The 22,733-nt window shown below is 67.7% G+C and carries 14 protein-coding genes; 7 read left to right on the top strand and 7 right to left on the bottom strand.

Translation table 11 applies throughout. From position 1 onward, the window contains the following. Positions 1–278 precede the first annotated feature (278 nt). Entirely contained in the window at positions 279–1,304 is a 1,026-nt protein-coding gene (locus HZ321_RS04205; protein ID WP_181700513.1) for a sulfate ABC transporter substrate-binding protein, read from the bottom strand. 277 nt (positions 1,305–1,581) lie between these two features. Further along, positions 1,582–3,018 (bottom strand): hypothetical protein, encoded by a 1,437-nt coding sequence (locus tag HZ321_RS04200; protein ID WP_181700511.1) that lies wholly within the window; start codon positions 3,016–3,018, stop codon positions 1,582–1,584. A 237-nt stretch (positions 3,019–3,255) separates the two neighbouring features. On the opposite strand from HZ321_RS04200, the gene HZ321_RS04195 reads away from it, so the two are divergent. Continuing rightward, a complete protein-coding gene (locus HZ321_RS04195; RefSeq protein ID WP_181700509.1) occupies positions 3,256–3,591 on the top strand; it encodes a hypothetical protein in 336 nt (111 codons plus the stop codon). Positions 3,592–3,822: 231 nt separating this feature from the next. Continuing rightward, positions 3,823–4,071: a hypothetical protein gene (locus HZ321_RS04190; RefSeq protein WP_181700507.1), complete on the top strand. Its 249-nt coding sequence runs from the start codon at positions 3,823–3,825 to the stop codon at positions 4,069–4,071. A gap of 344 nt (positions 4,072–4,415) precedes the next feature. On the opposite strand, the gene HZ321_RS04185 is transcribed toward HZ321_RS04190, so the two are convergent. The 5 genes from HZ321_RS04185 to HZ321_RS04165 all read right to left on the bottom strand — a co-directional run bounded on the left by HZ321_RS04185 (position 4,416) and on the right by HZ321_RS04165 (position 10,316). After that, positions 4,416–5,963 carry a SpoVR family protein gene (locus HZ321_RS04185; protein ID WP_181700505.1) on the bottom strand — a complete coding sequence of 516 codons (1,548 nt, stop codon included), beginning with the start codon at positions 5,961–5,963 and terminating at the stop codon, positions 4,416–4,418. After that, positions 5,960–7,276, bottom strand: coding sequence for a YeaH/YhbH family protein (locus HZ321_RS04180; RefSeq protein WP_181700504.1), 1,317 nt, complete (start codon positions 7,274–7,276; stop codon positions 5,960–5,962). The genes HZ321_RS04185 and HZ321_RS04180 overlap by 4 nt, the downstream gene beginning before the upstream one ends. 78 nt (positions 7,277–7,354) lie before the next feature. Next, positions 7,355–9,298: a PrkA family serine protein kinase gene (locus HZ321_RS04175; RefSeq protein ID WP_181700502.1), complete on the bottom strand. Its 1,944-nt coding sequence runs from the start codon at positions 9,296–9,298 to the stop codon at positions 7,355–7,357. A gap of 278 nt (positions 9,299–9,576) precedes the next feature. Beyond that, positions 9,577–10,053, bottom strand: coding sequence for a phage holin family protein (locus HZ321_RS04170; RefSeq protein WP_181700500.1), 477 nt, complete (start codon positions 10,051–10,053; stop codon positions 9,577–9,579). Next, entirely contained in the window at positions 10,053–10,316 is a 264-nt protein-coding gene (locus HZ321_RS04165) for a hypothetical protein (RefSeq protein WP_181700499.1), read from the bottom strand. Before HZ321_RS04165 ends, HZ321_RS04170 begins: the two co-directional genes overlap by 1 nt. 186 nt (positions 10,317–10,502) lie before the next feature. Here HZ321_RS04165 and HZ321_RS04160 point away from each other — a divergent pair, with 186 nt between their 5' ends. The 5 genes from HZ321_RS04160 to HZ321_RS04140 all read left to right on the top strand — a co-directional run bounded on the left by HZ321_RS04160 (position 10,503) and on the right by HZ321_RS04140 (position 22,683). Continuing rightward, entirely contained in the window at positions 10,503–13,778 is a 3,276-nt protein-coding gene (locus HZ321_RS04160) for an alpha-1,4-glucan--maltose-1-phosphate maltosyltransferase (protein ID WP_181700497.1), read from the top strand. Between the two features lie 24 nt (positions 13,779–13,802). After that, positions 13,803–17,093, top strand: a complete 3,291-nt coding sequence (gene treS / locus HZ321_RS04155; protein ID WP_181701726.1) for a maltose alpha-D-glucosyltransferase — start codon at positions 13,803–13,805, stop codon at positions 17,091–17,093. After that, entirely contained in the window at positions 17,090–19,285 is a 2,196-nt protein-coding gene (gene glgB / locus HZ321_RS04150) for a 1,4-alpha-glucan branching protein GlgB (RefSeq protein WP_181700495.1), read from the top strand. Before treS ends, glgB begins: the two co-directional genes overlap by 4 nt. A 323-nt stretch (positions 19,286–19,608) precedes the next feature. Beyond that, a complete protein-coding gene (locus HZ321_RS04145; protein WP_181700493.1) occupies positions 19,609–20,349 on the top strand; it encodes a cold-shock protein in 741 nt (246 codons plus the stop codon). A 186-nt stretch (positions 20,350–20,535) separates the two neighbouring features. Further along, the gene (locus HZ321_RS04140; protein ID WP_181700491.1) at positions 20,536–22,683 is read left to right on the top strand and encodes a methyl-accepting chemotaxis protein; all 2,148 of its coding nucleotides are present in this window, start codon (positions 20,536–20,538) and stop codon (positions 22,681–22,683) included. Positions 22,684–22,733 lie beyond the last annotated feature (50 nt).

Below are 22,733 nucleotides of genomic sequence, written 5' to 3'. Positions count from 1 at the left end.
AAAGGTTGATGAAGCCCGAAATTCCCAGGGCTGTCTCCGGTGAAGGTGCATAGAAGCTTAGTAAGAACTTAAACTTTGCCGAAGAATGCTCGCCGGCGCTGTCGGTTCTGGCAAGACCCCGGCAGGGGATTGCAAAGGGGCCGCGCGGCATCCGGCGGCTCCCCGAAAGCAGGCGACCGCCGACGATCCCGAAAGGATCGCAGCGGCCGCCGCCATGTCTCGTCGTCGATGGGCGGACCGGGCACGTCTCCGCCTGGAGCCTGCGCCCGGACGCAGCGTCAGTTCGCCGGCTTGTAGATCTGGTCGAACACGCCGCCGTCGCCGAAGTGGTAGGGCTGCGCCTTCTTCCAGCCGCCGAAGATCGGATCGTCGATCGACACCAACTTCAGCTCGGGGACGCCCTTCAGCAGCGCCTGGTCCGCCACCAGTTCGGGCTTGGACGGGCGGTAGTGGTGCTTGGCCGCTAGCGTCTGGCCTTCCGCGGAGTAGAGGTAGTCCAGGTAGGCCTTGGCGACCTTGGCCGTGCCGTTGGCCTCCAGGTTGCCTTCCACCAGCGCCACCGGCGGTTCCGCCAGGATGGACTGCGGCGGCACCACGATCTCGAAGCTGTCGGCGCCGAACTCGTCGAGCGCGAGGAAGGCCTCGTTCTCCCAGGTCAGCAGCACGTCGCCGATCTGGCGCTGGGCGAAGGTCGTGGTCGAGCCGCGGGCGCCCGTGTCGAGCACCGGGACGTGCTTGAAGAGCTCGGCGATGTAGTCCTTGACCTTGGCCTCGTCGCCGCCGAACTGGCCATGCGCCCAGGCCCAGGCGGCCAGGTAGTTCCAGCGCGCGCCACCCGAGGTCTTCGGGTTCGGCGTGATGACCTCGACGCCGTCCTTCACCAGGTCGCCCCAGTCCTTGATACCTTCCGGGTTGCCCTTGCGCACCAGGAACACGATTGTGGACGTGTAGGGCGACGACTGGTTCGGCAGCTTGCCGCGCCAGTCGGCCGGGATCTTCCCGGTCTTCTCGGCGATGGCGTTGATGTCGCTTTCCAGCGCCAGCGTCACCACGTCGGCCGGCAGGCCGTCGATCACGGCGCGGGCCTGCTTGCCCGACCCGCCGTGCGAAGTCTGGATGGTGACCGTTTCACCCGTATCGGCCTTCCACTTGGCTGCGAAGACCTCGTTGAACTCCTTGTAGAGCTCGCGGGTCGGGTCGTAGCTGACGTTGGTCAGCGTGATGTCGGCGAAAGCCGGCCCCGCCGCCAGCGGCCAGGCCAGCGCTGCTGCGAGCGCTAGGCGCTTGAAAGACTGGAGTGTCATCTTGATCCTTCCCTTCACCGTTCGGGCCGGCCCTCCGTCTGGGGGCGACGCGGACGCTCCCCGCGCCCCGGCTCTCTGACGACGAACCCTATCGGCTTTATAGATTACGGGAAGAAAGGAGAGATCCGTTCTCACGGGCGCCGGAGAAACATTTTTCCAAACCAAGCCCTGCGATTGCGAGATCGAGGGTAGCCGGCCGCAGCCTTTGCCCTCCGAACGAAATCCAATTCCGCATCGCTCTACATCCCCGCCGCCCGACACATGGCCCTCTGGATCATCAACCCTGAAGGGGCGGCCGCAGGCGGTCGGCTGCTTCCAGGGCGCGCCGGTCCGCCATGATCGCCTCCGACACGCTGCCGAACGGTCGGCGGCGCGGGAGGTCGACCATCGGAACGTCGGTGGATCCTCCGGTGTGGAATTCCGGCAATCCCCTGAACGGCGGACCCGGCCGTGTCCCGCGCGGCATCCGGCGCCGGCGCGCCGACGCCGCGGGTGATCGCCCGTCGGGAAAGAAATGGTGGAACGTCGCGATGGCGGCGCGTGCCGGCCCCGGTTTCAGTCCATGGGCGGGTTTTCCCTGAAGGCTGTCGCGCAGCCAGCCGTGCCCGAGGTGGAGCGCGAACGGCAGCACGATGCCGAACAGGATCCACACCATGTGGATGCCTTCGTAGAAGAGATTGATCCGCCAGAACTCCCAGAAGGCATAGCTGGCCGCGGCTCCGCCCACGATCATTTCCAGGCGGCGGGATCGATAGGCGCTGAAGAAGAACAGCGTGTTCACGCCCAGGATGACGCCGTAGTAGACCAGCAGCCACCACCGCATTCCCGCGCTCTGCATCACCGCCGAATTGGTGGTGAGCGAGGAATCGATACCCGATCGCCGCAGGTCGCCCCCCGCGACATAGTCGGCGCCGACGAGGCTGCCGTGGGCCGGCGACGCGAGATAGGTGAGCGTATCGGCGAGGCCCGCCAGCACGGGGCTGTCGACGCCCAGTTGCTCCTGGTAGAAATTGATGTTGCGGGTGTTGCTGAGAACGATCAGCGCCACGACGAGCGCCACGCCTCCTGCAACCGCCTGGCGGACTCGGATTTGGCTTCCATAGCGCGCCATCGTCATCATCAGCACCACGACAGACGCGATCAGCGTCAGCCGGGACGACAGCAGCGCGACGACCAGCATCAGGCCGACGTTTATCGCCGCAAGGAGAATGATCGGTCGCCGCCACCGCGTGATCAGGCCGATGGCGATGCTTGCCGGCGCGGCCAGCACCACGAGATAGCGCAGGCTCATAACACCCGCGGAGTAGTCCTCGTAGAGGGCGTGCTTCAGTTCATTGGCAAGCCCGCCGCTGATCAACGCCCACGCACCGGATATGCCGACCTCGGAGATCGCCTTGCCGACGGCGGCCGTGGTTCCGACAGCGGCCAGGGCCGTTACGATGACGAGCCAGACGGTGGTCAATCCATCGATCTGCCGGATCGCCGGCCGCAGCGGAACCGCGGCGCTTGCCAGCGCGCTGGCCGCCACCACGATCCCGGCGAGCACCAGGTAGATCACCGCCAGCGCCAGAACCGCATAGCCATGATCCACGTCGGAGGCGCCGAGCCACCGGCGGCCATACCAGTCCTGCGGTACGAAATAGGCCGCGAAGCTCAAGCCGATGGGAATCAGGAGCCATTGGACCGGTTTTCCGACCACCGCATATAAGCGCATAGAGGGTTCGCCGACGTGAAAACAACCAATTGTATCACGGCCGACATCGCTGGCAATCCGGTTGCAGGATGATCCCGATGCAATCGAACGCAGCAGGGCGGTCTGCCCGACGGTCGGCGTCGAATGCCTCTGATAATGCATGCTGCATGCTGACCGACGCCGGGTCCCGGAACGCCCCGGCGCGTCCGGGCGTTCTCCTGCCACACCAGGTGGGTGGTCGAAGATGGGAGCGTTGTCATGGTGTTGCGTTCGATGCTGGCGGCCGGGCTTGTGGCGGCAATGGTCGCGGAGGCTGCGGCTGCGGGGTCCGTTGCCCCGGGCGTGATCTCCTCGCCCGGATCCGCAGCGGCGGTGGAGATCCAGTTCCGCGATCGCTACGTCGTCGAGCGACGGGGCCCGATCGGCCCGCGCCAGGCGGCTCGGATCGCCCGTGATCATGGCATCCGCGATGTCGAGCGTGTCATCCGGCGTGGACGCACCTACCGGGTCGTCGGTGTCGATCGCGTCGGCCGGATCGTCCGCATGGACATCAGCCGTCGCACCGGCGCGATCCTCGCCGTCCGCCGCCGTTGAGCCGGACCATCCCGGCACGTTCCCGGCCCGCCGCATCGTTGGACCGGTTAGGCGCGACGAGGGGCTGCGAGGTCGTTCGCACGGAGAAGCACAGGAAAGTCGAGGCAAAGGTGATCGGCAAGATCGATCGACTTTTACTCGACACGGAACTTGCAAGGCTGGCGAGCGTTGTTTGGCCACGACACGCGACGGGATCCTCCCGCGTGGTCAGGACGGTGGCCTGCACAGCCCATGTCGAAGTCTTCCGATGAGATCCTGCGGCAGCTCCAGGAGCAGAGCCGGCGGCTCGAGAACGAGTCCTACGTCGTCGTCGCCAAGGCGCTGATCGCGGCCGAGCAGATCCGCGCCGACCTTCGCCCGATCGAAGGCGGCGCCGACCCCCTGGACCGTGTCATAGAAAGCCAATTGAGAAAGATCGACGACGGCGACGAATCCGTCGCCGGATCGTCCTCCACGCCCCCCTCGACGCGCGATGTCTGAACATCTCAGAAGTCATGCTGGCGGATGGCGAAGCTCGTCGCCCGTTCCCTGCTGCCGGCGCACGCCGACCGCGGTCCCCTGAACGCCGGTGCATCGGACGCTCTTCCGATGACGGGGCCCAGCACCCGCCCCACCCAGCCTGTTAGCCGCGCCAAACGGTTCCTCCGGCGGGCGTCTCGTCGTCCCTGCTTCGATCCTGCGCGATCCATATCCAGTCTCCTCCGAGCCTGGAGCAATAGCGCGCTTTTGTTTCCGTCGGACGTCGCGGCAAGCGCAATTAGGTTTCGTTTGTTTCAGTTTGGGGCGATTTGCGAAACCTGCAACTCGGAGCGGATCCCGCACGTCTAGACGATCACGCCGTCCCGAGCCGAAGCGGCGTGCTCCTCCAGCACCGTCAAGGTTCCAGGGTCGACCTCCTTCAGCAGCACGTCGTAGCCCCAGAGGTCGGCGAGGTGCTGCAGCACGCGAGCCGCTTCCTCCGGTTCCAGCAGGCCGCCGTCCAGCACCCGGTGATGCAGCATCAGCCGCCGGTTCCCGTCGAGATCCACGTCCACCACCTGGATGTCGGGCGTGATCCGTCCGATGTCGTGCTGCCGCGCCAGCATGCGCCGGATGTTGCGATAGCCCCGTTCGTCGTGGATCGCGCTCACCTCAAGGTGCGGCTTGTCCGGGTCGTCCTCGATGTGGAACAGCCGCCACTTCCGGATCAGCCGGGGGCTCAGGTACTGCGCGATGAAGCTCTCGTCGCGATAGTTCGCCCAGATGTCCTTCAGCGCCTCCGTCGCATCGCCCCGTCCCGCGAGATCCGGGAACCAGGCCCGGTCCTCCTCGGTCGGTTCATTGGCGATGCGGACGATGTCGCACATCATGTCGTAGCCGAGCGCGTAGGGGTTGATCCCGGAATAGTGCGGATCGGTATAGAGCGGCTGGCGCACCACGTTCGTGTGCGACGTCAGGAACTCCAGGAAGCTGCCGTCGTCGATCCGCCCGCGCTCGTGCAGCGTGGTCATGATCTGGTAGTGGATCCAGGTCGCGCAGCCCTCGTTCATCACCTTGGTCTGCTGCTGCGGATAGAAGTACTGCGCGATCAGCCGCACGATCCGGAGGATCTCGCGCTGCCAGGGCTTCAGCTTCGGCGCGGTCTTCTCCAGGAAGTAGAGCACGTTCTCCTGCGGCAGGCCGAGCAGCGCCCGCCTGCGGTCGTCGAGCACGCGCCGCTTGCTCGCCGGGCCCCGCGGCACCGTGCGCCAGAGGTCGTTGTACATCCGCTCCCGCTCGGCATCCCGCTCCCGCTCCCGCCGCTCCTCGTTCATAAGGTCGAGCGACTTCTTGCCGGGATAGCGGTGCACGCCCTGGTTCATCAGCGCGTGCGCCGCATCCAGCAGCCGTTCCACGGCCGCATGCCCGTAGCGCTCCTCGCAGGACGCGATATAGGCCTTGGCGAACGACAGGTAGTCCAGGATCCCGTCCGGGTCCGTCCATTGCCGGAACTGGTAGTTGTTCTTGAAGAAGTGATTGTGCCCGAACGCCGCGTGGGCGATCACCAGCGTCTGCATCGTGGCGGAGTTCTCCTCCATGATGTAGCTGATGCACGGATTGGAGTTGATGACGATCTCATAGGCGAGCCCCATCAGCCCCTTGCGATAGACGCTCTCGTGCTGGGCGAAGCGCTTGCCGAACGACCAGTGCTTGTAGAACAGCGGCATCCCGATCGAGGCGTAGGCGTCGAGCATCTGCTCCGCCGTGATGATCTCGATCTGGTTGGGGTAGGTGGAGAGCTTCAGGTCCTTCTCGGCGATGTCGGCCACCGTGTCGTGGATCCGCTGGATCGTCGAGAAATCCCAGTCGTTGCCTTGGAACAGCAGGTCGTCCGCCCCCGCGATCGTCGTCATGGGCTCGCCCCCTGCGCCGCGCCGCGCTTCTGGAACAGCTGCCGGAACACCGGATAGATGTCCTCCCGCCGCGACACCCGCCGCATCTCGAACTTCGCGCCCGCGGCAGCCAGCGCCGCATAGGTGTGCCAAAGGCTGGTCTCGCGTGAATGCTGCATGAACCCCAGCGGATGGCCCATCGGATCGCCCACCTCCAGGTAGGCGAAATACTGGCAGAGCGGCAGGATCTCGCGCGAGAGCAACTGCCCGGTCCTGTCGCTGTCGCTGGCGCTGTTGTCGCCGTCCGAAGCCTGGGCGGCATAGATGTTCCAGGCCGACGGATCGTAGCGTTCCGCCACCACCCGCTTCATCTCGGCCAGCGCCGACGACACCAGCGTCCCGCCGGTCTCGGTGGAATGGAAGAACGTGTCCTCGTCCACCTCCTCGGCCCGGTCCGTGTGGCGGATGAACACAACGTCGACGTGCTTGTAGCGACGCGTCAGGAACACGTGCAGCAGCATGAAGAAGCGCTTGGCGATGTCCTTCATGCCCTCTGTCATCGAGCCCGACACGTCCATCAGGCAGAACATCACCGCCTGGACGACCGGCTTGGGATAGGGCTCGTAGCGCCGGTAGCGCAGGTCGAGCGGATCGATGTAGGGGATCCGCGCCCGCCGCCGCTCCAACGTCTCCAACTCCAGCGATAGCGCCGCCCGCACGCCCGGTTCTTCGCCCTCCGCTTCCACCGAAGCTTCGGCGATCGCCCGCTGCAGCGCCTCCACCTCCGCCGACTTCGGCCGGCCGAGAGCGATCCGCCGCGCCAGCGAGATCTGCAGCGTCCGCTGCAGCGCCAGATTGGCCGGGGAGCCCGTTGTCGTGTAGCCGGCGCGCCGCAGCCCGTGCGTCTCCACCTCTGCCATCCGCTGCTTGGCGAGATCGGGCAGTTCCAGGTCGTCCAGGAAGATGTTGAGGAACTCCTCGCGCGTCAGCACGAAGCGGAACTGGTCTTCGCCGCCGTCGCCCGATCCGGCGCCGCTGCCGCCGCCGCGGCCCTTGCCGCCCGGCGAGCGCTCGATCAGGTCGCCCTCCACGTAGTCCTTGTTGCCCGGCAGCACGAGGTCGCGCTTGCCTCCGGCCGCCCGCCTGAAGCTGGGCTCCCGGATGCCATCGACCGGGATGGACACCTCGCCGGACTGCTCGATGTCCTCCACGCCGCGGTCCTTGGCGCTCTCTCGCACCGCGCGCTGGACCAGATCCTTGGCCCGCCTCAGGAAACGCTGCCGGTTCGCGAAGCTCTTCCCCCCGGGATTCAACCTGCGATCGATGATGTGCATCGGTCTTTCCGTTCGCCGGCGCCGAACCGCCCCGAACAGGGCCCGGCCGGATGCCGGACCCGTCGGAAGCGGGTCAGTCTAGCCAGCCTGCTTCACCCGCATGTACCACTCGACCAGGCGCCGCACTTGCCGCTCGGTGTAGCCGCGCGCGGTCATCCGCTGCACGAAGTCGTCGTGCTTCTTTTCCGTCTCGCTGTCCTTCTTGGACCCGAAGCTGATCACCGGCAGCAGTTCCTCCACCTGGCTGAACATCCGCCGCTCGATGACCTCGCGGATCTTCTCATAGGAGTTCCACGACGGGTTCTTGCCGCCGTTGGTCGCCCGCCAGCGCAGCGCAAACTTCACCACCTCGTTGCGGAAGTCCTTCGGGTTGGCGATCCCGGCCGGCTTCTCGATCTTGGTCAGCTCCTGGTTCAGGAGCTCACGGTCGAGCAACTGCCCGGTGTCCGGATCCTTGAAATCCTGGTCCTCGATCCACGCGTCTGCATAGTCGATGTAGCGATCGAACAGGTTCTGGCCGTAGTCGTTGTAGCTCTCCAGGTAGGCCTTCTGGATCTCGTTGCCGATGAACTCCGCGTAGCGCGGCGCGAGCTCGGCCTTGATGAACTCCAGGTACAGCTTCTCCGTCTCCGGCGGCAGCTGCTCGCGGCGGAGCGCCTGCTCCAGCACGTACATCAGGTGCACCGGGTCGGCCGCCACCTCCACCGTGTCGTGGTTGAAGGTCGCCGCGAGCACCTTGAAGGCGAAGCGGGTGGAGATCCCGTCCATGCCCTCGTCGACGCCGGCCGCGTCCTTGTACTCCATCAGGCTGCGGGCCCGCGGGTCCACCTCCCGCAGGCTCTCGCCGTCGTAGACGCGCATCTTGGAGAACACGTTGGAGTTCTCGTGCGCCTTCAGGCGCGACAGCACCGAGAACCGCGCCAGCATCTCCAGCGTCGACGGTGCGCACGGCGCCGCCGCCAGCTCCGAGCCGCGGATCAGCTTCTCGTAGATCCGCTGCTCCTCCGTGACGCGCAGGCAGTAGGGCACCTTGATCACGTAGATCCGGTCGATGAAGGCTTCGTTGTTGCGGTTCTGCTTGAAGGATTGCCACTCCGCCTCGTTGGAGTGCGCCATCACGATGCCGGAGAAGGGGATCGCCCCGATGTTCTCCGTCCCGATGTAGTTGCCCTCCTGCGTCGCCGTCAGCAGCGGATGCAGCATCTTGATCGGCGCCTTGAACATCTCCACGAACTCGAGCATGCCCTGGTTGGCGCGATTGAGGCCGCCGGAGTAGCTGTAGGCGTCTGGATCCGACTGGGAGAGCGTCTCCAGTTTGCGGATGTCCACCTTGCCGACCAGCGAGGAGATGTCCTGGTTGTTCTCGTCGCCCGGCTCGGTCTTGGCGATGCCCACCTGCCGGAGGCGCGACGGCATCATCTTCACCACGGTGAACTTCGTGATGTCGCCCTCGAACTCGTCCAGCCGCTTCAGCGCCCACGGGCTCATCAGCCCGGTCAGCCGGCGGCGGGGAATGCCGTAGCGGTCCTCCAGCATGGACCCGACACGCTCCGGATCGAACAGCCCGAGCGGGCTCTCGAACACCGGGCTCACATCGTTCCCGGCCTTCAGCACGTAGATCGGGTTGACCTCCATCAGCGCCTTCAGCCGCTCGGCAAGTGACGACTTGCCGCCGCCGACGGGGCCGAGCAGGTAGAGGATCTGCTTGCGCTCTTCGAGCCCCTGCGCGGCATGGCGGAAGAAGCTGACGATCCGCTCGATCGTCTCCTCCATGCCGTAGAATTCGGCAAAGGCGGGGTAGAGCCGGATCGTCCGGTTCATGAAGATGCGGCCGAGCCGCGAGTCCCGCGACGTGTCCACCATCTCCGGCTCGCCGATCGCCGAAAGGATGCGTTCCGCCGCGCTCGCATAGGCCCCCGGGTCCTCTTTGCAGAGGTCCAGATACTCCAGCAGGGTCATCTCCGAGGCCCGGCGATCACGATAGAGGCGCGCGAAATCCGAGAAGACGTCTGCCTGTGTCATGGTGGCTCCTGATACCGGCTGGTGAGCGTGGTCGAGCACTTGGCTATGGAACGGTCCCGAACTTGAATTGGTTTCCCTGCCCCCCGAGGACAAGCGTCAATGACGACGGTTTTACGGCGTCGCCGATGTGCGGTCGCCTTTGCCGCACCAGGATGACATGCAAGGGGAATGCCGCCAACGCGCAACAAGGCGAAGGATGCACCCGTCGTTGACGCGGATGGCGGCGGATGCGGCTCGGCCGCCGCACGAGGCGGCGCCCCGACGGTCTGCGGAGCGGATCAGCCGGCCTTCTTCTCGCCCCGGCTTTTCAATGCCTTCAGGATGATGCCGCCGAGCGGCACGATCAGCCCCGGCAGTGCGCCGTCGAGCGGGTTGCGCACCGCCTTGAGCAGGCCGCGTGCGTCCGCTTCCAGACCCTTCGCCTCGGCCGCGAGCGCTTCGGCGGCCGTTGCGTGGAGCTCCTGCGCCAGGACGAGGTCCCGTCCCGGCTGGATGCCGGTTGACACCCAGAACACCACGAGGGCGATGACGACCGCGGCAAGTCCTGTCAAGGCCGCCGCCAGCGTCGGGCCGACCCACGCCGACAGGACGAGGTAGGCGGCGATCCCGAGCATCACCAGCCCGAACATCAGGATGGACAGGGCAAGCGTTGCAAGGCCGGCGCGCACCAGCGCCACCCGGATGTGGATGTCCGCGATGATCCGGTCGGCGCGCCACAGCACGCGGAGCTGGCGGGCGATGTCCTCGCTTCTCATCAGAACCCCCTCGTGCTGCGCCCGATCAGGAAACCGAGCAGGAACGCCGACCCCACCGCCGCCGCGGGATGGTCCGCGACGAGGTCTTCGGCACCCTCGGCGGCCTCACCCAGCGCCTTGCGGATGTCCGCGATGACGGAGGCGACTTCCGCCTCCGATCCTCCGGTCTCCGGAGACATCGCTTCGGCGGCAGCCGTCGAACGCGCCTTGAGGTCGGCGCGCAAAGCCTCGATCTCCGCCATCAGTCGCTTGGAGCCGATCATGCATGCGCCCTCCGAAATGTGAAGCCTACGCTTACTCTCGGACGTGATCCGCGCCTTGACGTGCGTCAAGCGGGTGAGCTTCCCGCGGAACAATATGCATGAGGACAGGTTCTGACCCCCGTGACGCGGCGGCCGGACGAGCTACGAGCGCCCGCCGACCGACAACCCGCCCACGGACGGCAGACCATGATCCACCGGCAACGGCTTCCTGCGCTCTATTACATCCACCCCCTTCTTGCTGGCCCGCTTTCCGACTGGGATCCCCATCTCCAGCAGGCGGCCGCCATGGGCTTCTCTGCCGTGGCGACGGCCCCGCTGTTCGCGCCGGGAGAGACGGGCAACGTCCTCCTCGCCGCCGACGACGAGCGCTTGAACCCGTCCCTGGGGGAGAACGGTTCGGCCGATGAAGGCATCGCCGGTCTTGTGGAGAAGGCCGCCCGCCACGGCCTGGCACTCGTCCTCGATCTCGTCGCCGACCGGGTCGCCGCTGGCGGACCGCTCGCCGACCGCTTCGGATTTCGTGCCGACGCCCGCTTCGACGGCCTCGACCCGCGGGTCGACCCCGCCGAGCGCGGCGCCGCGGACCTCCCCGTCGACCGCCAGCCCTGGCTCGATCACCTCGCCGCGCGGCTCGCCCGCCTCGCCGGTCTGGGCGTCGCCGGCTTCCGCTGCCTCGGCCCTGAACGCCTCCCGGCCGATGCCTGGCATGGACTGATCGCAGCCGTGCGCGCATCCCGGCCGGACACGGTATTCCTGGCGGTCACCCCCGGCCTGCCGTTTGAGGCGCGTGCAGCCCTTTCCGGCGCAGGCTTCGACGCCGTCTTCTCCTCCGTACGGTGGTGGGACGCCCGCTCCGGCTGGATTGTCGACGAGAACGATGTCCACCGCCGCATCGCACCCGCGATCGGCTTCCCCGAAGCGCCCTTCGGCCGACGGCTGGCCCGCGAGGTCGACAACGACGAGGACACCCGCCGCGCGATGGGCCGCGCCCTCTGGCTCGCCGCCTCGCTCTCCGACGGCCTCCTGATCCCGATGGGTTTCGAATACGCCGCCCGGGATCCGATGTCCCCGCTCGCCGGCTCCCCGCGAGACTGGTCGCGGATCCGCGCGGAAGCGCCCTTCGACCTCTCCGAGGAGATCGCCGCCGCAGCAGCCTTCGTCGCCGAGCGCGCCGACGATTTCGACCGCGCGGAGATGCGTACGCTGACCGGCGCCAGCGCCCCGCTTACAGCCGTCCTGCGCACCAACACCGCCGACATCCGCCAGGCCGAACGCGCCCGCCTCGTGCTGGTGAACCCGGACCTGCGGCGCGCCGCCGAGATCGACGCCGACCACCTCCTCACCGACACCGGCGGCCGCTTCCAGCGCTTCCTCGATATCGCCGGTACGCTCGAGGTCGGCATCGACAGCCGCATCCGACTCGGTCCCGGCGACGTCCGGGTCCTGGAGGGCAACGCCCTCGAGCCCATCCGCATGCCTGGCGCCCTGGTCCCCGACGTCGACAGCGCCACCGCCGCCCCCCGCCTCGCCATCGAGGCGATCAACCCGTCGGTCGACGGCGGCCGCTTCCCCGTCAAGCGCACCGTCGGCAGCTCGGTCACCGTCACCTGCGACCTGATCGCCGACGGCCACGACAGGATCGCGGCGAGCCTTCTCTACCGGGCAGCCGATCGCCAGACGATCCACGAGGTGCGGATGCAGCCCCTCGGCAACGACCGCTGGACCGCCGACATGCCGCTGGAACGGCTCGGCCGGTGGTACTTCACGGTCGAAACCTGGCGCGACGAGTTCGCCACATACCTGAACGAGCTCTCCAAGAAGCACGCCGCGGGGCTGAAGATCGGCCTGGAGCTGGAGGAAGGCCGCCGCCTCGTCGCGGCCGCCGCCGAGCGCACGGCCGACGGCGAGCACGGTGCCCGCCTGAGGGCCATCCTGGACCGTCTCAACGATGGTAGCGACGCCGTCCGCGTCGACCTGCTGCTCGCCCCGGAAACCGCGGAGGTGATGGCGGCCGTTGACCACCGCCCGTTCCGCCTCCGGCACGAGCCGTGGATCCCGCTCGACGCGGAGCGCACCGGCGCCGGCTTTGCGTCCTGGTACGAACTCTTCCCGCGCTCCCAGAGCGGCGACCCCGCCCGGCACGGCACCTTCGACGACGTCATCGCCCAGCTCCCCCGCGTCCGCGACATGGGCTTCGACGTCCTCTACTTCCCGCCGATCCACCCGATCGGCCGCACCAACCGCAAGGGCCGCAACAACACCCTGACGCCCGGCCCCGACGATCCCGGCAGCCCCTACGCCATCGGCTCGGAGGCCGGCGGCCACGACGCCGTCCACCCCGAGCTCGGCACGCTGGAGGATTTCCGCCGCCTGGTCGCCGCCGCCGCCGAGCACGGCCTGGAGATCGCCCTCGACTTCGCCATCCAGTGCTCGCCGGACCACCCCTGGCTGAAGGAGCACCCGGACTGGTTCGCCTGGCGACCGGACGGCTCGATCCGCTATGCCGAGAACCCGCCCAAGAAGTACGAGGACATCGTCAACGTCGACTTCTATGCCCCCGGCGCCGTTCCCGCGCTCTGGATCGCGCTCCGCGACGTCGTGCTCTTCTGGGTCAACGAGGGCGTCCGCCTCTTCCGCGTCGACAACCCGCACACCAAGCCGTTCCCGTTCTGGGAGTGGCTGATCGCGGAAGTCCGCGGCCGGCATCCCGACGCCGTGTTCCTGGCCGAGGCCTTCACCCGCCCCAAGGTGATGTACCGCCTCGCCAAGATCGGCTTCTCCCAGAGCTACACCTACTTCACGTGGCGCAACACCAAGGCCGAGCTCACCGAGTACCTGACCGAGCTCACCTCCGAAGCGCCGAAGGAGTTCTTCCGCCCCCACTTCTTCGTCAACACGCCCGACATCAACCCGGCCGTCCTGCAGGCGTCCGAGCGCTCGGCGCACCTCATCCGCGCCGCCTTGGCCACCACGCTGTCCGGCCTCTGGGGCATGTACAACGGCTTCGAGATCTGCGAGGGCCGCCCCTATCCGGGCAAGGAAGAGTACCTCGACAGCGAGAAGTACGAGATCCGCGCCTGGGACTGGTCGCGCCCAGGCAACATCATCGCCGAGATCACCCGGCTGAACCGGATCCGCCGTGACAACCCGGCCCTCCACAGCCACCTCGGGCTGACCTTCCTCACCGCCTGGAACGACCAGGTCCTCTGGTTCGAGAAATCCACCCCCGGCCGCGAGAACGTCCTCCTCGTCGCGGTCAGCCTCGATCCCCATGCCGTCCAAGAGGCGGACGTGGAGATCCCCCTCTGGTCCTTCGGCATCCCCGACCACGGCTCGCTCCCCGTGGAGGACCTCATGCGCGGCCACCGCTTCGCCTGGACCGGCAAGCACCAGCGCCTGCGCCTCGACCCCCACGAATTGCCCTTTTCCATCTGGCGCGTCGACGCCGCGAAGGAGTTCTGAGACATGGCCGACGATCCGAAGCCGATGCCGCAAACCGGCAGCCGGCCGGCGCTCGATCCGCTCTGGTACAAGGACGCGATCATCTACCAGCTGCACGTGAAGTCCTTCTTCGATGCCAACGGCGACGGCATCGGCGACTTCGCGGGCCTCATCTCCAAGCTGGACTACATCGCCAGCCTCGGCGTCGACACCATCTGGCTGCTGCCCTTCTACCCATCGCCGCGCCGCGACGACGGCTACGACATCGCCGAGTACCGCGACGTCTCGCCCGACTACGGCACCATGGCCGACGCCAGGCGCTTCATCCGCGAGGCGCACGCACGCGGCATGCGCGTGATCACCGAGCTGGTCATCAACCACACCTCCGACCAGCATCCCTGGTTCCAACGCGCCCGCCACGCCAAGCCCGGCTCCAACCACCGTGACTTCTACGTCTGGTCCGACACCGATCAGAAGTACCAGGGCACCCGGATCATCTTCCTCGACACCGAGAAATCCAACTGGACCTGGGACCCGGTCGCCGGCGCCTACTTCTGGCACCGCTTCTATTCCCACCAGCCGGATCTCAACTTCGACAACCCGCAGGTCCTCAAGGCCGTCCTCTCGGCGATGCGCTTCTGGCTCGACCTCGGCGTCGACGGCCTGCGGCTCGACGCGATCCCGTATCTCGTCGAGCGCGACGGCACCAACAACGAGAACCTGCCCGAGACCCATGTCGTCCTGAAGAAGATCCGCGCCGAGATGGACGCGCACTATCCGGACCGCATGCTGCTCGCCGAGGCCAACCAGTGGCCGGAGGACACCCAGGAGTACTTCGGCGCCGGCGACGAGTGCCACATGGCGTTCCACTTCCCGCTGATGCCGCGGATGTACATGGCGATCGCCAAGGAGGACCGCTTCCCGATCACCGACATCATGCGCCAGACGCCGGAGATCCCGGAAACCTGCCAGTGGGCGGTCTTCCTCAGGAACCACGACGAACTGACGCTCGAGATGGTCACCGATGAGGAGCGCGACTACCTCTGGAACTTCTACGCCGCCGACCGGCGCGCCCGTATCAACCTCGGCATCCGCCGCCGCCTCGCTCCACTGTTGGAGCGTGACCGCCGCCGCATCGAGCTGATGAACGCGCTGCTCCTCTCCATGCCCGGCACGCCGGTCATCTACTACGGCGACGAGATCGGCATGGGCGACAACATCCACCTCGGCGACCGCGACGGCGTGCGCACGCCCATGCAGTGGAGCCCCGACCGCAACGGCGGCTTTTCCCGTGCCGACCCGGCGAGCCTCGTGCTGCCGCCGATCATGGATCCGCTCTACGGCTACGAGGCCGTCAACGTGGAGGCCCAGAGCCGCGACGCCCACTCGCTCCTCAACTGGACCCGGCGGATGCTCGCGCTCCGCAGGCAGCACAAGGCCTTCGGCCGCGGCACGCTGCGATTCCTCTACCCGGGCAATCGGAAGGCGCTCGCCTATCTCCGCGAGTTCGACGGCGATACCATCCTCTGCGTCGCCAACCTGTCCCGCACGCCCCAGGCCGTGGAGCTCGACCTGTCCGAGATGGCCGGCCGCGTGCCGATGGAGATGACCGGCGCCTCCGCCTTCCCGCCGATCGGCCAGCTCACCTACCTCCTCACGCTGCCGCCCTACGGCTTCTACTGGTTCCAGCTCCTGGAGGAGGCGGCGACGCCGACCTGGCACGTCTCGCCACCCCAGCAGCTTCTGGAATTCTCCACGCTCGTCCTGCGCCGCGGCCTCACCGAGATTACCGAGACCCGCAATCGCCGCGTGATCGAGGCCGATGTTCTGCCGCCCTATCTGGCCATGCGCCGCTGGTTCGGCGCCAAGAACGAGACGCTGGAGGGTGCCAGCCTCGCGCTCGTCACGCCGATGCCGGACGGCGAGACCCTCCTCGCCGAAGTGGAGACGCGCCTGCCGGGCCACACCGAGCGCTACGTGCTCCCGCTCGCCATCGCCTGGGAGGAGGGCAACCCCTCTCCGCTCCCGGCCCAGCTCGCGCTCACCCGCGTCCGCCAGGGCCGCCGCGTCGGCTATCTCACCGACGGCTTCGCTTCCGAAACCTTTGCTCGCGGCCTGCTGGACGCCTTGCGCAAGGAGACCGTTGTTCCGACCGACGACGGCGAACTTCGCTTCATGCCCACCCGACGGTTGGAGACGGTCGAGATCGCCCCGGACGCCCCCATCAAGTGGCTCTCCGCCGAGCAGTCCAACTCCTCCCTGATCGTCGGCGACGCTGCCGTGATCAAGGTCGTCCGCCACATGGCCGAGGGCATCAACCCCGAAGCGGAGATGACCCGCCGCCTCACCGAGCTGGACTACGGCAACAGCGCCCCCCTGCTCGGGCAGGTCGCCCGTGTCACCAACGACGGCACTTGCCGCGTCATCGCCATCGTCCAGGGCTTCGTCCGCAACCAGGGCGACGCCTGGACCTGGATGCTGGAAACGCTGAAGCGCTCGGTGGAGGAGGCCCTCCTCACCAGCACGCTAGAGGGCCCGCGCCCCGTCGGCGACCCCTTCGAGGACGAGGTCGGCTTCGCCCGCACCATCGGCCGCCGCCTCGCCGAACTGCACGCCGCGCTCGCCCAGCCGGTCGACGACGAGGCCTTCGCCCCTGTCGAGGCGGGCGATACGGAGATCGCCGCGTGGGCCGACAGCGCCCGCGGCCAGCTGGAGAGCGCCTTCGGTGTTCTCCAAGCGCAGACGGACGGCCTCGAGCCCGATCTCTCCAGCCCCGCCGAGCGCATCCTCGCCGAACGGCAAGAGCTTCTCGCCGCGCTCGACCGTCTCGCCGCCGCTGGCCGAGGCGCTCTTGTCACCCGCATCCACGGGGATTTCCATCTCGGCCAGATCCTCGTCGCCCAGGGCGACGCCTACCTGATCGACTTCGAGGGCGAACCGGCCCGCTCCCTGGAGGAACGCCGCGCCAAGTCCAGCCCCTTGCGCGACGTCGCCGGCCTCCTGCGCTCGCTCGACTACGCCGCCGCGGCCGTCGGCACGGAGGAGGAGGAACCCGCCTCCGGCGAGATGGCCGATAAGCGCCGCCAGTTGCTCGACCGCTTCCGTCGGGAGGCCGGGGAGGCTTTCCTCACCGCCTACCGCGAGGTTGCCGCGGCGGCCGAACAACCCTGGCTTCCGCCGGGCGTCGAGGAGCCGCTCCTCGGCCTCTTCCTCCTGGAGAAGGTCGCCTACGAGATCCGCTACGAAGCCGCCAACCGGCCGAAGTGGTTGCCGATCCCGCTCAGGGGCATGGCGGCGCTGCTTGATCGGATCACGCGGTCGGGAGCCTCGTCATGATCGATCCCGCTTTCGGACTGGACCATGCCGCCGTCCAGGCACTGGTCGAGGGACGTCATGGCGACCCCTTCACCTTGCTCGGCCCCCACCGCCTCGGCGACGCGGCGAGCGTGCGCGCCTTCCTGCCGGGCGCCCGCTCGGTGGAGGTTCGCGCCCGCGACGGCGGCGATCTTCTCGGCACCTTGCGGCTTGCCCACCCCGCCGGCTTCTGGTCCGGCCCGGTCGCGCGCATCGGCCCTTATCGTCTTGTGATCGACTGGCCCGACGCACGCCAGGAAACGGAGGACCCTTACGCCTTCGGCCTCCTCCTCGGCGATCTCGACCTGCACCTGATCGCGCAGGGCACCCACTACGAGCTCGGCCGCTGCCTCGGCGCCCAGGCGATGACCGTGGAGGGCGTTCCCGGCGTTCGCTTCGCCGTCTGGGCCCCCAACGCCCGCCGCGTCTCCGTCGTCGGCGACTTCAACAGCTGGGACGGTCGCCGCCATCCCATGCGGCAGCGCCGTGAGGCCGGCGTCTGGGAGCTGTTCGTCCCGCGCGTCGGTGTCGGCACTCGCTACAAGTTCGAGCTCGTCGGCCCGGACGGTGCCGTGCTGCCCCAGAAAGCCGATCCCGTTGCCCGGTCCGCCGAACCGGCGCCGGGCACCGCTTCGATCGTCGCGCGCACCGAGCCCTACGCCTGGACCGACCACGCGTGGATGGAGTCCCGCGCCGCCCGTCAGGCGCCCGACGCACCCATCTCCGTCTATGAGGTCCACGTCGGCTCGTGGCTCCGCATCGGCGAGGACGCCCGCAGCCTCGACTGGATCGAACTGGCCGACCGGCTGATCCCCTACGTGAAGGGCATGGGCTTCACCCATCTGGAACTGCTGCCGATCATGGAGCACCCTTTCGGCGGCTCCTGGGGCTACCAGCCGCTCGGCCTCTTCGCTCCCACCGGCCGCTTTGGTCGGCCGGAGGAGTTCGCCGCCTTCGTCGACCGCTGCCACGCCGAGCAGATCGCCGTACTCCTCGACTGGGTGCCGGCCCACTTCCCCACCGACGTGCACGGCCTCGCCCGCTTTGACGGCACTGCTCTCTACGAGCACGAGGATCCGCGCGAAGGCTTCCACCAGGACTGGAACACGCTGATCTACAATCTCGGCCGCAACGAGGTGAAGGGCTTCCTGATCGCCAGCGCCTTCGAGTGGCTGGAGCGCTATCACGTCGACGGGCTGCGCGTGGACGCCGTCGCCTCGATGCTCTACCGCGACTACTCACGCAAGGCGGGCGAGTGGATCCCCAACCGCTACGGCGGCCGCGAGAACCTCGAAGCCGTGGAGTTCTTCAAGCATCTCAACAGCATGGTGCCCCGCCGCTGCCCCGGCGCGGTGATGATCGCCGAAGAGTCCACCGCCTGGCCCGGCGTTTCCCGCCCCGTCGAGGAGGGTGGGCTCGGATTCGCATACAAATGGAACATGGGGTGGATGCACGACACCCTCCACTACATCGCGGAAGACCCGATCAATCGTCGTTGGCACCACGACGAGATGACCTTCGGCCTCGTCTACGCCTGGTCGGAGGCCTTCGTACTGCCGATCTCCCACGACGAGGTCGTGCACGGGAAGGGTTCGCTCCTTGGCAAGATGCCCGGCGACGACTGGCAGCGCTTCGCCAACCTGCGCGCCTACCTCGCCTTCATGTGGGCTCACCCCGGCAAGAAGCTGCTGTTCATGGGCTGCGAGATCGCCGAGCGCCGCGAGTGGAACCACGACGGCTCCGTCGACTGGGCGCTGCTCTCCGAGCCACGCCACCGCGGCGTCCGGGATCTCGTCCGCGACCTGAACCGACTCTACGCAACCGAAGCGGCGCTGCACCGCCTGGACGCCGACCCGGCCGGCTTCGCCTGGGCGGTTGGTGACGACCGGGAGAACTCCGTCTTCGCCTTCCTGCGCCAAGCAGGGGAGGGCGACCCCGCCGTCCTCGTCGTTGCCAATCTCACGCCCGTTCCACGCACCGCCTACCGCATCGGCGTCCCATTCGACGGACACTGGCGCGAACTGCTCTCCACCGACGCGGAGATCTACGGAGGCTCCAACCTTGGCAACGGCGGAGGCGTTGAGACCGAGCCGGTCCCGGCGCACGGCCAGCCTCGGTCCCTGTCCCTGGTGCTCCCCCCGCTTTCAACCGTCTACCTGCGAAGCGGTGGGTGATCCGCGGCCTGCGGATGGCGGCGAAACCGTGGCAGCGGCCGCCGGAAAAGGCGTTTTTGCCGTGTTACCTTCAAAAAAAGTCGCTCTGTGGCGATGGAATCGCAAAAAACGGGGCGATCAAAGGCGGGCGGTATGCTAAGACTAGTCCCTAGGAGCGGTTCTGGAATACGGTCAAGCTTGGATTTCGTCCTCCGCGAGGGGCAGCGAGCCGAGCTTTGAAGAATACGAAATCGGCGCAGAAGGCTCTGGCAAACAAAACAAGTCGGCGGAAGCTCCGCGGCCGCTGACTTGGGGCTCTCTATAGGCGGAGACGAGAAGACAGAATGGGTAAGGGTAAGGATTTCCGCCCCCCGCGTCGGCGTGGCGGATTTGACGACGACATCATGCCGTCCTTCGAGATGCCGCGCGAGCGTCCGCAGCGTTCCTTCGGCGGGCCGTCGCCCTTCGACAGCGCTCCAGCATCAGGCCCCGTGGTCGACGCCACGGTGTCTTGGTTCAACCCGGAGAAGGGGTTCGGCTTCACCGCCCTCTCCGACGGCTCCGGCGATGCCTTCCTGCACATCGGTCAGCTCCAGGCCATCGGTCGGGACAGCGTCCCGCCGGGTGCCACGCTCAAGGTCCAGGTTGCCCAGGGCGCCAAGGGCAAGCAGGTCGTGAAGGTTCTGGAAGTCGACGAGACGACCGCTCAGGCGCCGCAGTTCCGCCCGCGTCCCGCTGGCCCCCGTCCGGGCGGCTTCGGTGGCGATCGCGGTGGCTTCGGCGGTGATCGCGGTGGCTTCGGCGGCGGCGGTGGCGACCGCGGCGGCTTCGGCAGCCCGCGTCCGCCCCGGCGCACGGTGGACCTCTCCTCGGCCACGCCGCTCGACGGCACAGTCAAGTGGTTCAACCCGGACAAGGGCTTCGGCTTCGTGGCCGGCGAGGATGGTGGCAAGGACGTTTTCGTCCACATCTCCGTCCTTCAGGCCGCCGGCATGGGTCCGCTCGCCGATGGCCAGCGCGTCTCCATGAAGATCGTCGAGACCCCCAAGGGTCGCGAAGCGGTGCAGATCAGCGTCCTCGACTGATCCGGCTCATTGCAGACAAACAAAGGCCCGCGGCTTGCCGCGGGCCTTTTGTTTTCAAGGGCACGACCGCAACGCGTGCGGCAATCTGTACAGCACAATTTATGCAGCGTAGGGCATTAATTAATAATTATGGGTGCTTGATGTTTCTCCTATGATGACTGCGTAAAGTTGCTTGGGGGAGTCCTGATGTTCTCGACACTGAAAATCCGTTTGCCGGTGGCGCTGGTCGGGCTCGCTTTGGCGAGTGCAGCGGTCATGGGCGGGATTGGATGGTTCGGTGCCAAGGACGGCCTGGAGCGGGAAGCGCTGGACCGGCTCGCCTTCGCGGCCGACGCCCGGCAGGATCTCCTCGGCATGCAGGCAGCGCGCATTTCCAGCGACGTGCAGACCGTCTCGGAGATGACCGTCGTCTCAAGCAGCATCGCCGAACTCGACAAGAACCTCGCACTCAACCCGGCCGACTTCGAGAAGACGCTCGCCTACTTCAAGGCTGGCGCGCCGGCCGAGCGGCTCGCCCGCGACGGCGCGGACTCGCAGACCATGTACGGCTTCCGCCACGCCAAGGTCCACGCCACCTTGAAGTCCGCCATGGAGAAGGGCGGCTACGCCGACATCATGATCCTGGACGGCAACGGCCGGGTCATCTACTCCGTGGCCAAGGGCGACGATTTCGCGCTCTCCATGGACGATCCGGCGCTGGCCGGAACCGCGCTCGGCGGCCTCTTCAAGTCCATGCAGGAGGGCCCTGCCGACACCTTCGTCTTCGCCGACTTCCAGCCCTATCCGTTGGCCGGCGGCGAACTCTCCGCCTTTCTCGGCCATCCCATCGAGCGCAAGTCCAACGCGGCGATGAACACCGCCCAGGAGACGCTCCGCGTCGGCTACATGGTGTTCCGCCTGTCGCCGGCCGTGTTCGACACCGTCATGTCCGGCCGCAAGGGCCTCGGCCAGTCCGGCGAGACTTTCGCCGTCGGCCCGGACGGGCTGTTGCGCACCAACCCGCCGCTGAGCGGCGCCAAGGCCGGCGAGCCGGTCACGGTCGTCGGCATCGACGGCGCTGACATGAATCCGTCGGACGGCATCCACTTCCAGCGCGCCGATACGCTTTTCACCGCCGCCACCGCCGAATCCAAGGTCTTCGGCGCCACGTGGACGATCTACGCCACCCAGGCGGATGCCGAGGTCCTGGCCACCGCGACCACCATCCGCAACCAGATGACGCTGATCGGATCGATCATTGTCGCCGCCACCGTCGCCATTGGCTTCCTGACCGCCCGCAGCATCATCGGCCCCATCGCCAAGCTCACGCAGGCACTTCGCGCCATGGCCAGCGGCCACGACGTGGAGGAGATCGCCGGACGCCACCGCAAGGACGAGATCGGCGAGATCGCCCGTGCCGTCGAGCAGATCCGCGAGATGACACACAAGGATGCCCAGAGCCGCGCCGAGGCGACGGAATCCGAGCGGTCCGCCCGCGAGGCCGAGCGTCGGGCGCTCACCGAGAGCATGGCGAACGACTTCGAGGCCCGCGTCGGCTCCATCGTCGGCAAGGTCGCCGACGCCGCCCTCCAGCTGGAACGGGCCGCCGGCGACATGGCGGGCCTCGCCCAGCAGGCGAGCCAGCGCTCCTCCACCGTGGCTGACGCCACCGAAGCGGCCAGCGGCGACGTCCGCTCCGTGGCCGCCGCCGCCGACCAGCTCTTCGCCTCCATCCGCGAGGTCTCCGACCTGATCGCCCGGTCCGGGGAGATCGCCGGCGACGCCGACCGCCACGCCGCCTCCACCAACACGCTGGTCGCCTCCCTCTCCGAAACCGCCGCCCGCATCGGCACCGTGGTCGACATCATCCAGTCGATCGCAGAGCAGACCAACCTGCTCGCCCTCAACGCCACCATCGAGGCCGCCCGGGCCGGCGAGGCCGGCCGCGGCTTCTCCGTGGTCGCCGGCGAGGTCAAGGGTCTGGCCGGCCAGACCGCCAAGGCCACCGAGGAGATCGGCTCCCAGATCGCCGCCATGCGCGCCGCCACCACCAACGCGGTGGATGCGATCACCCGGATCCGCAGCGTCGTCGGCGAGATCGGCCAGGCCGTCACCTCCGTCGCCTCCGCCATCGAAGAGCAGTCGGCCGCCACCAGCGAGATCGCCCGCGCCGCTCAGAACGCGGCCCGCGGCACCAACACGGTCTCCACCAACATCTCCGACGTCCGCTCCGCCGTCGGCACCACCGACGAGGCCGCTTCGCGCGTCGTCGACCAGGCCCGCAGCCTCGGCAAGGACGCCGCCGACCTCCAGTCCGCCATGAAGAGCTTCGTCTCCCAGATCCTCGCCGCCTGAGAAGGCCGCATTCCGTCTGCCCAGGCTCCCGACGCCCCGCGCCGGGAGCC

The sequence above is a fragment of the Chthonobacter albigriseus genome, assembly GCF_013839445.1.
GTDB lineage: Bacteria > Pseudomonadota > Alphaproteobacteria > Rhizobiales > Pleomorphomonadaceae > Chthonobacter > Chthonobacter albigriseus.
This window is presented reverse-complemented; position numbering and strand designations above follow the sequence as displayed.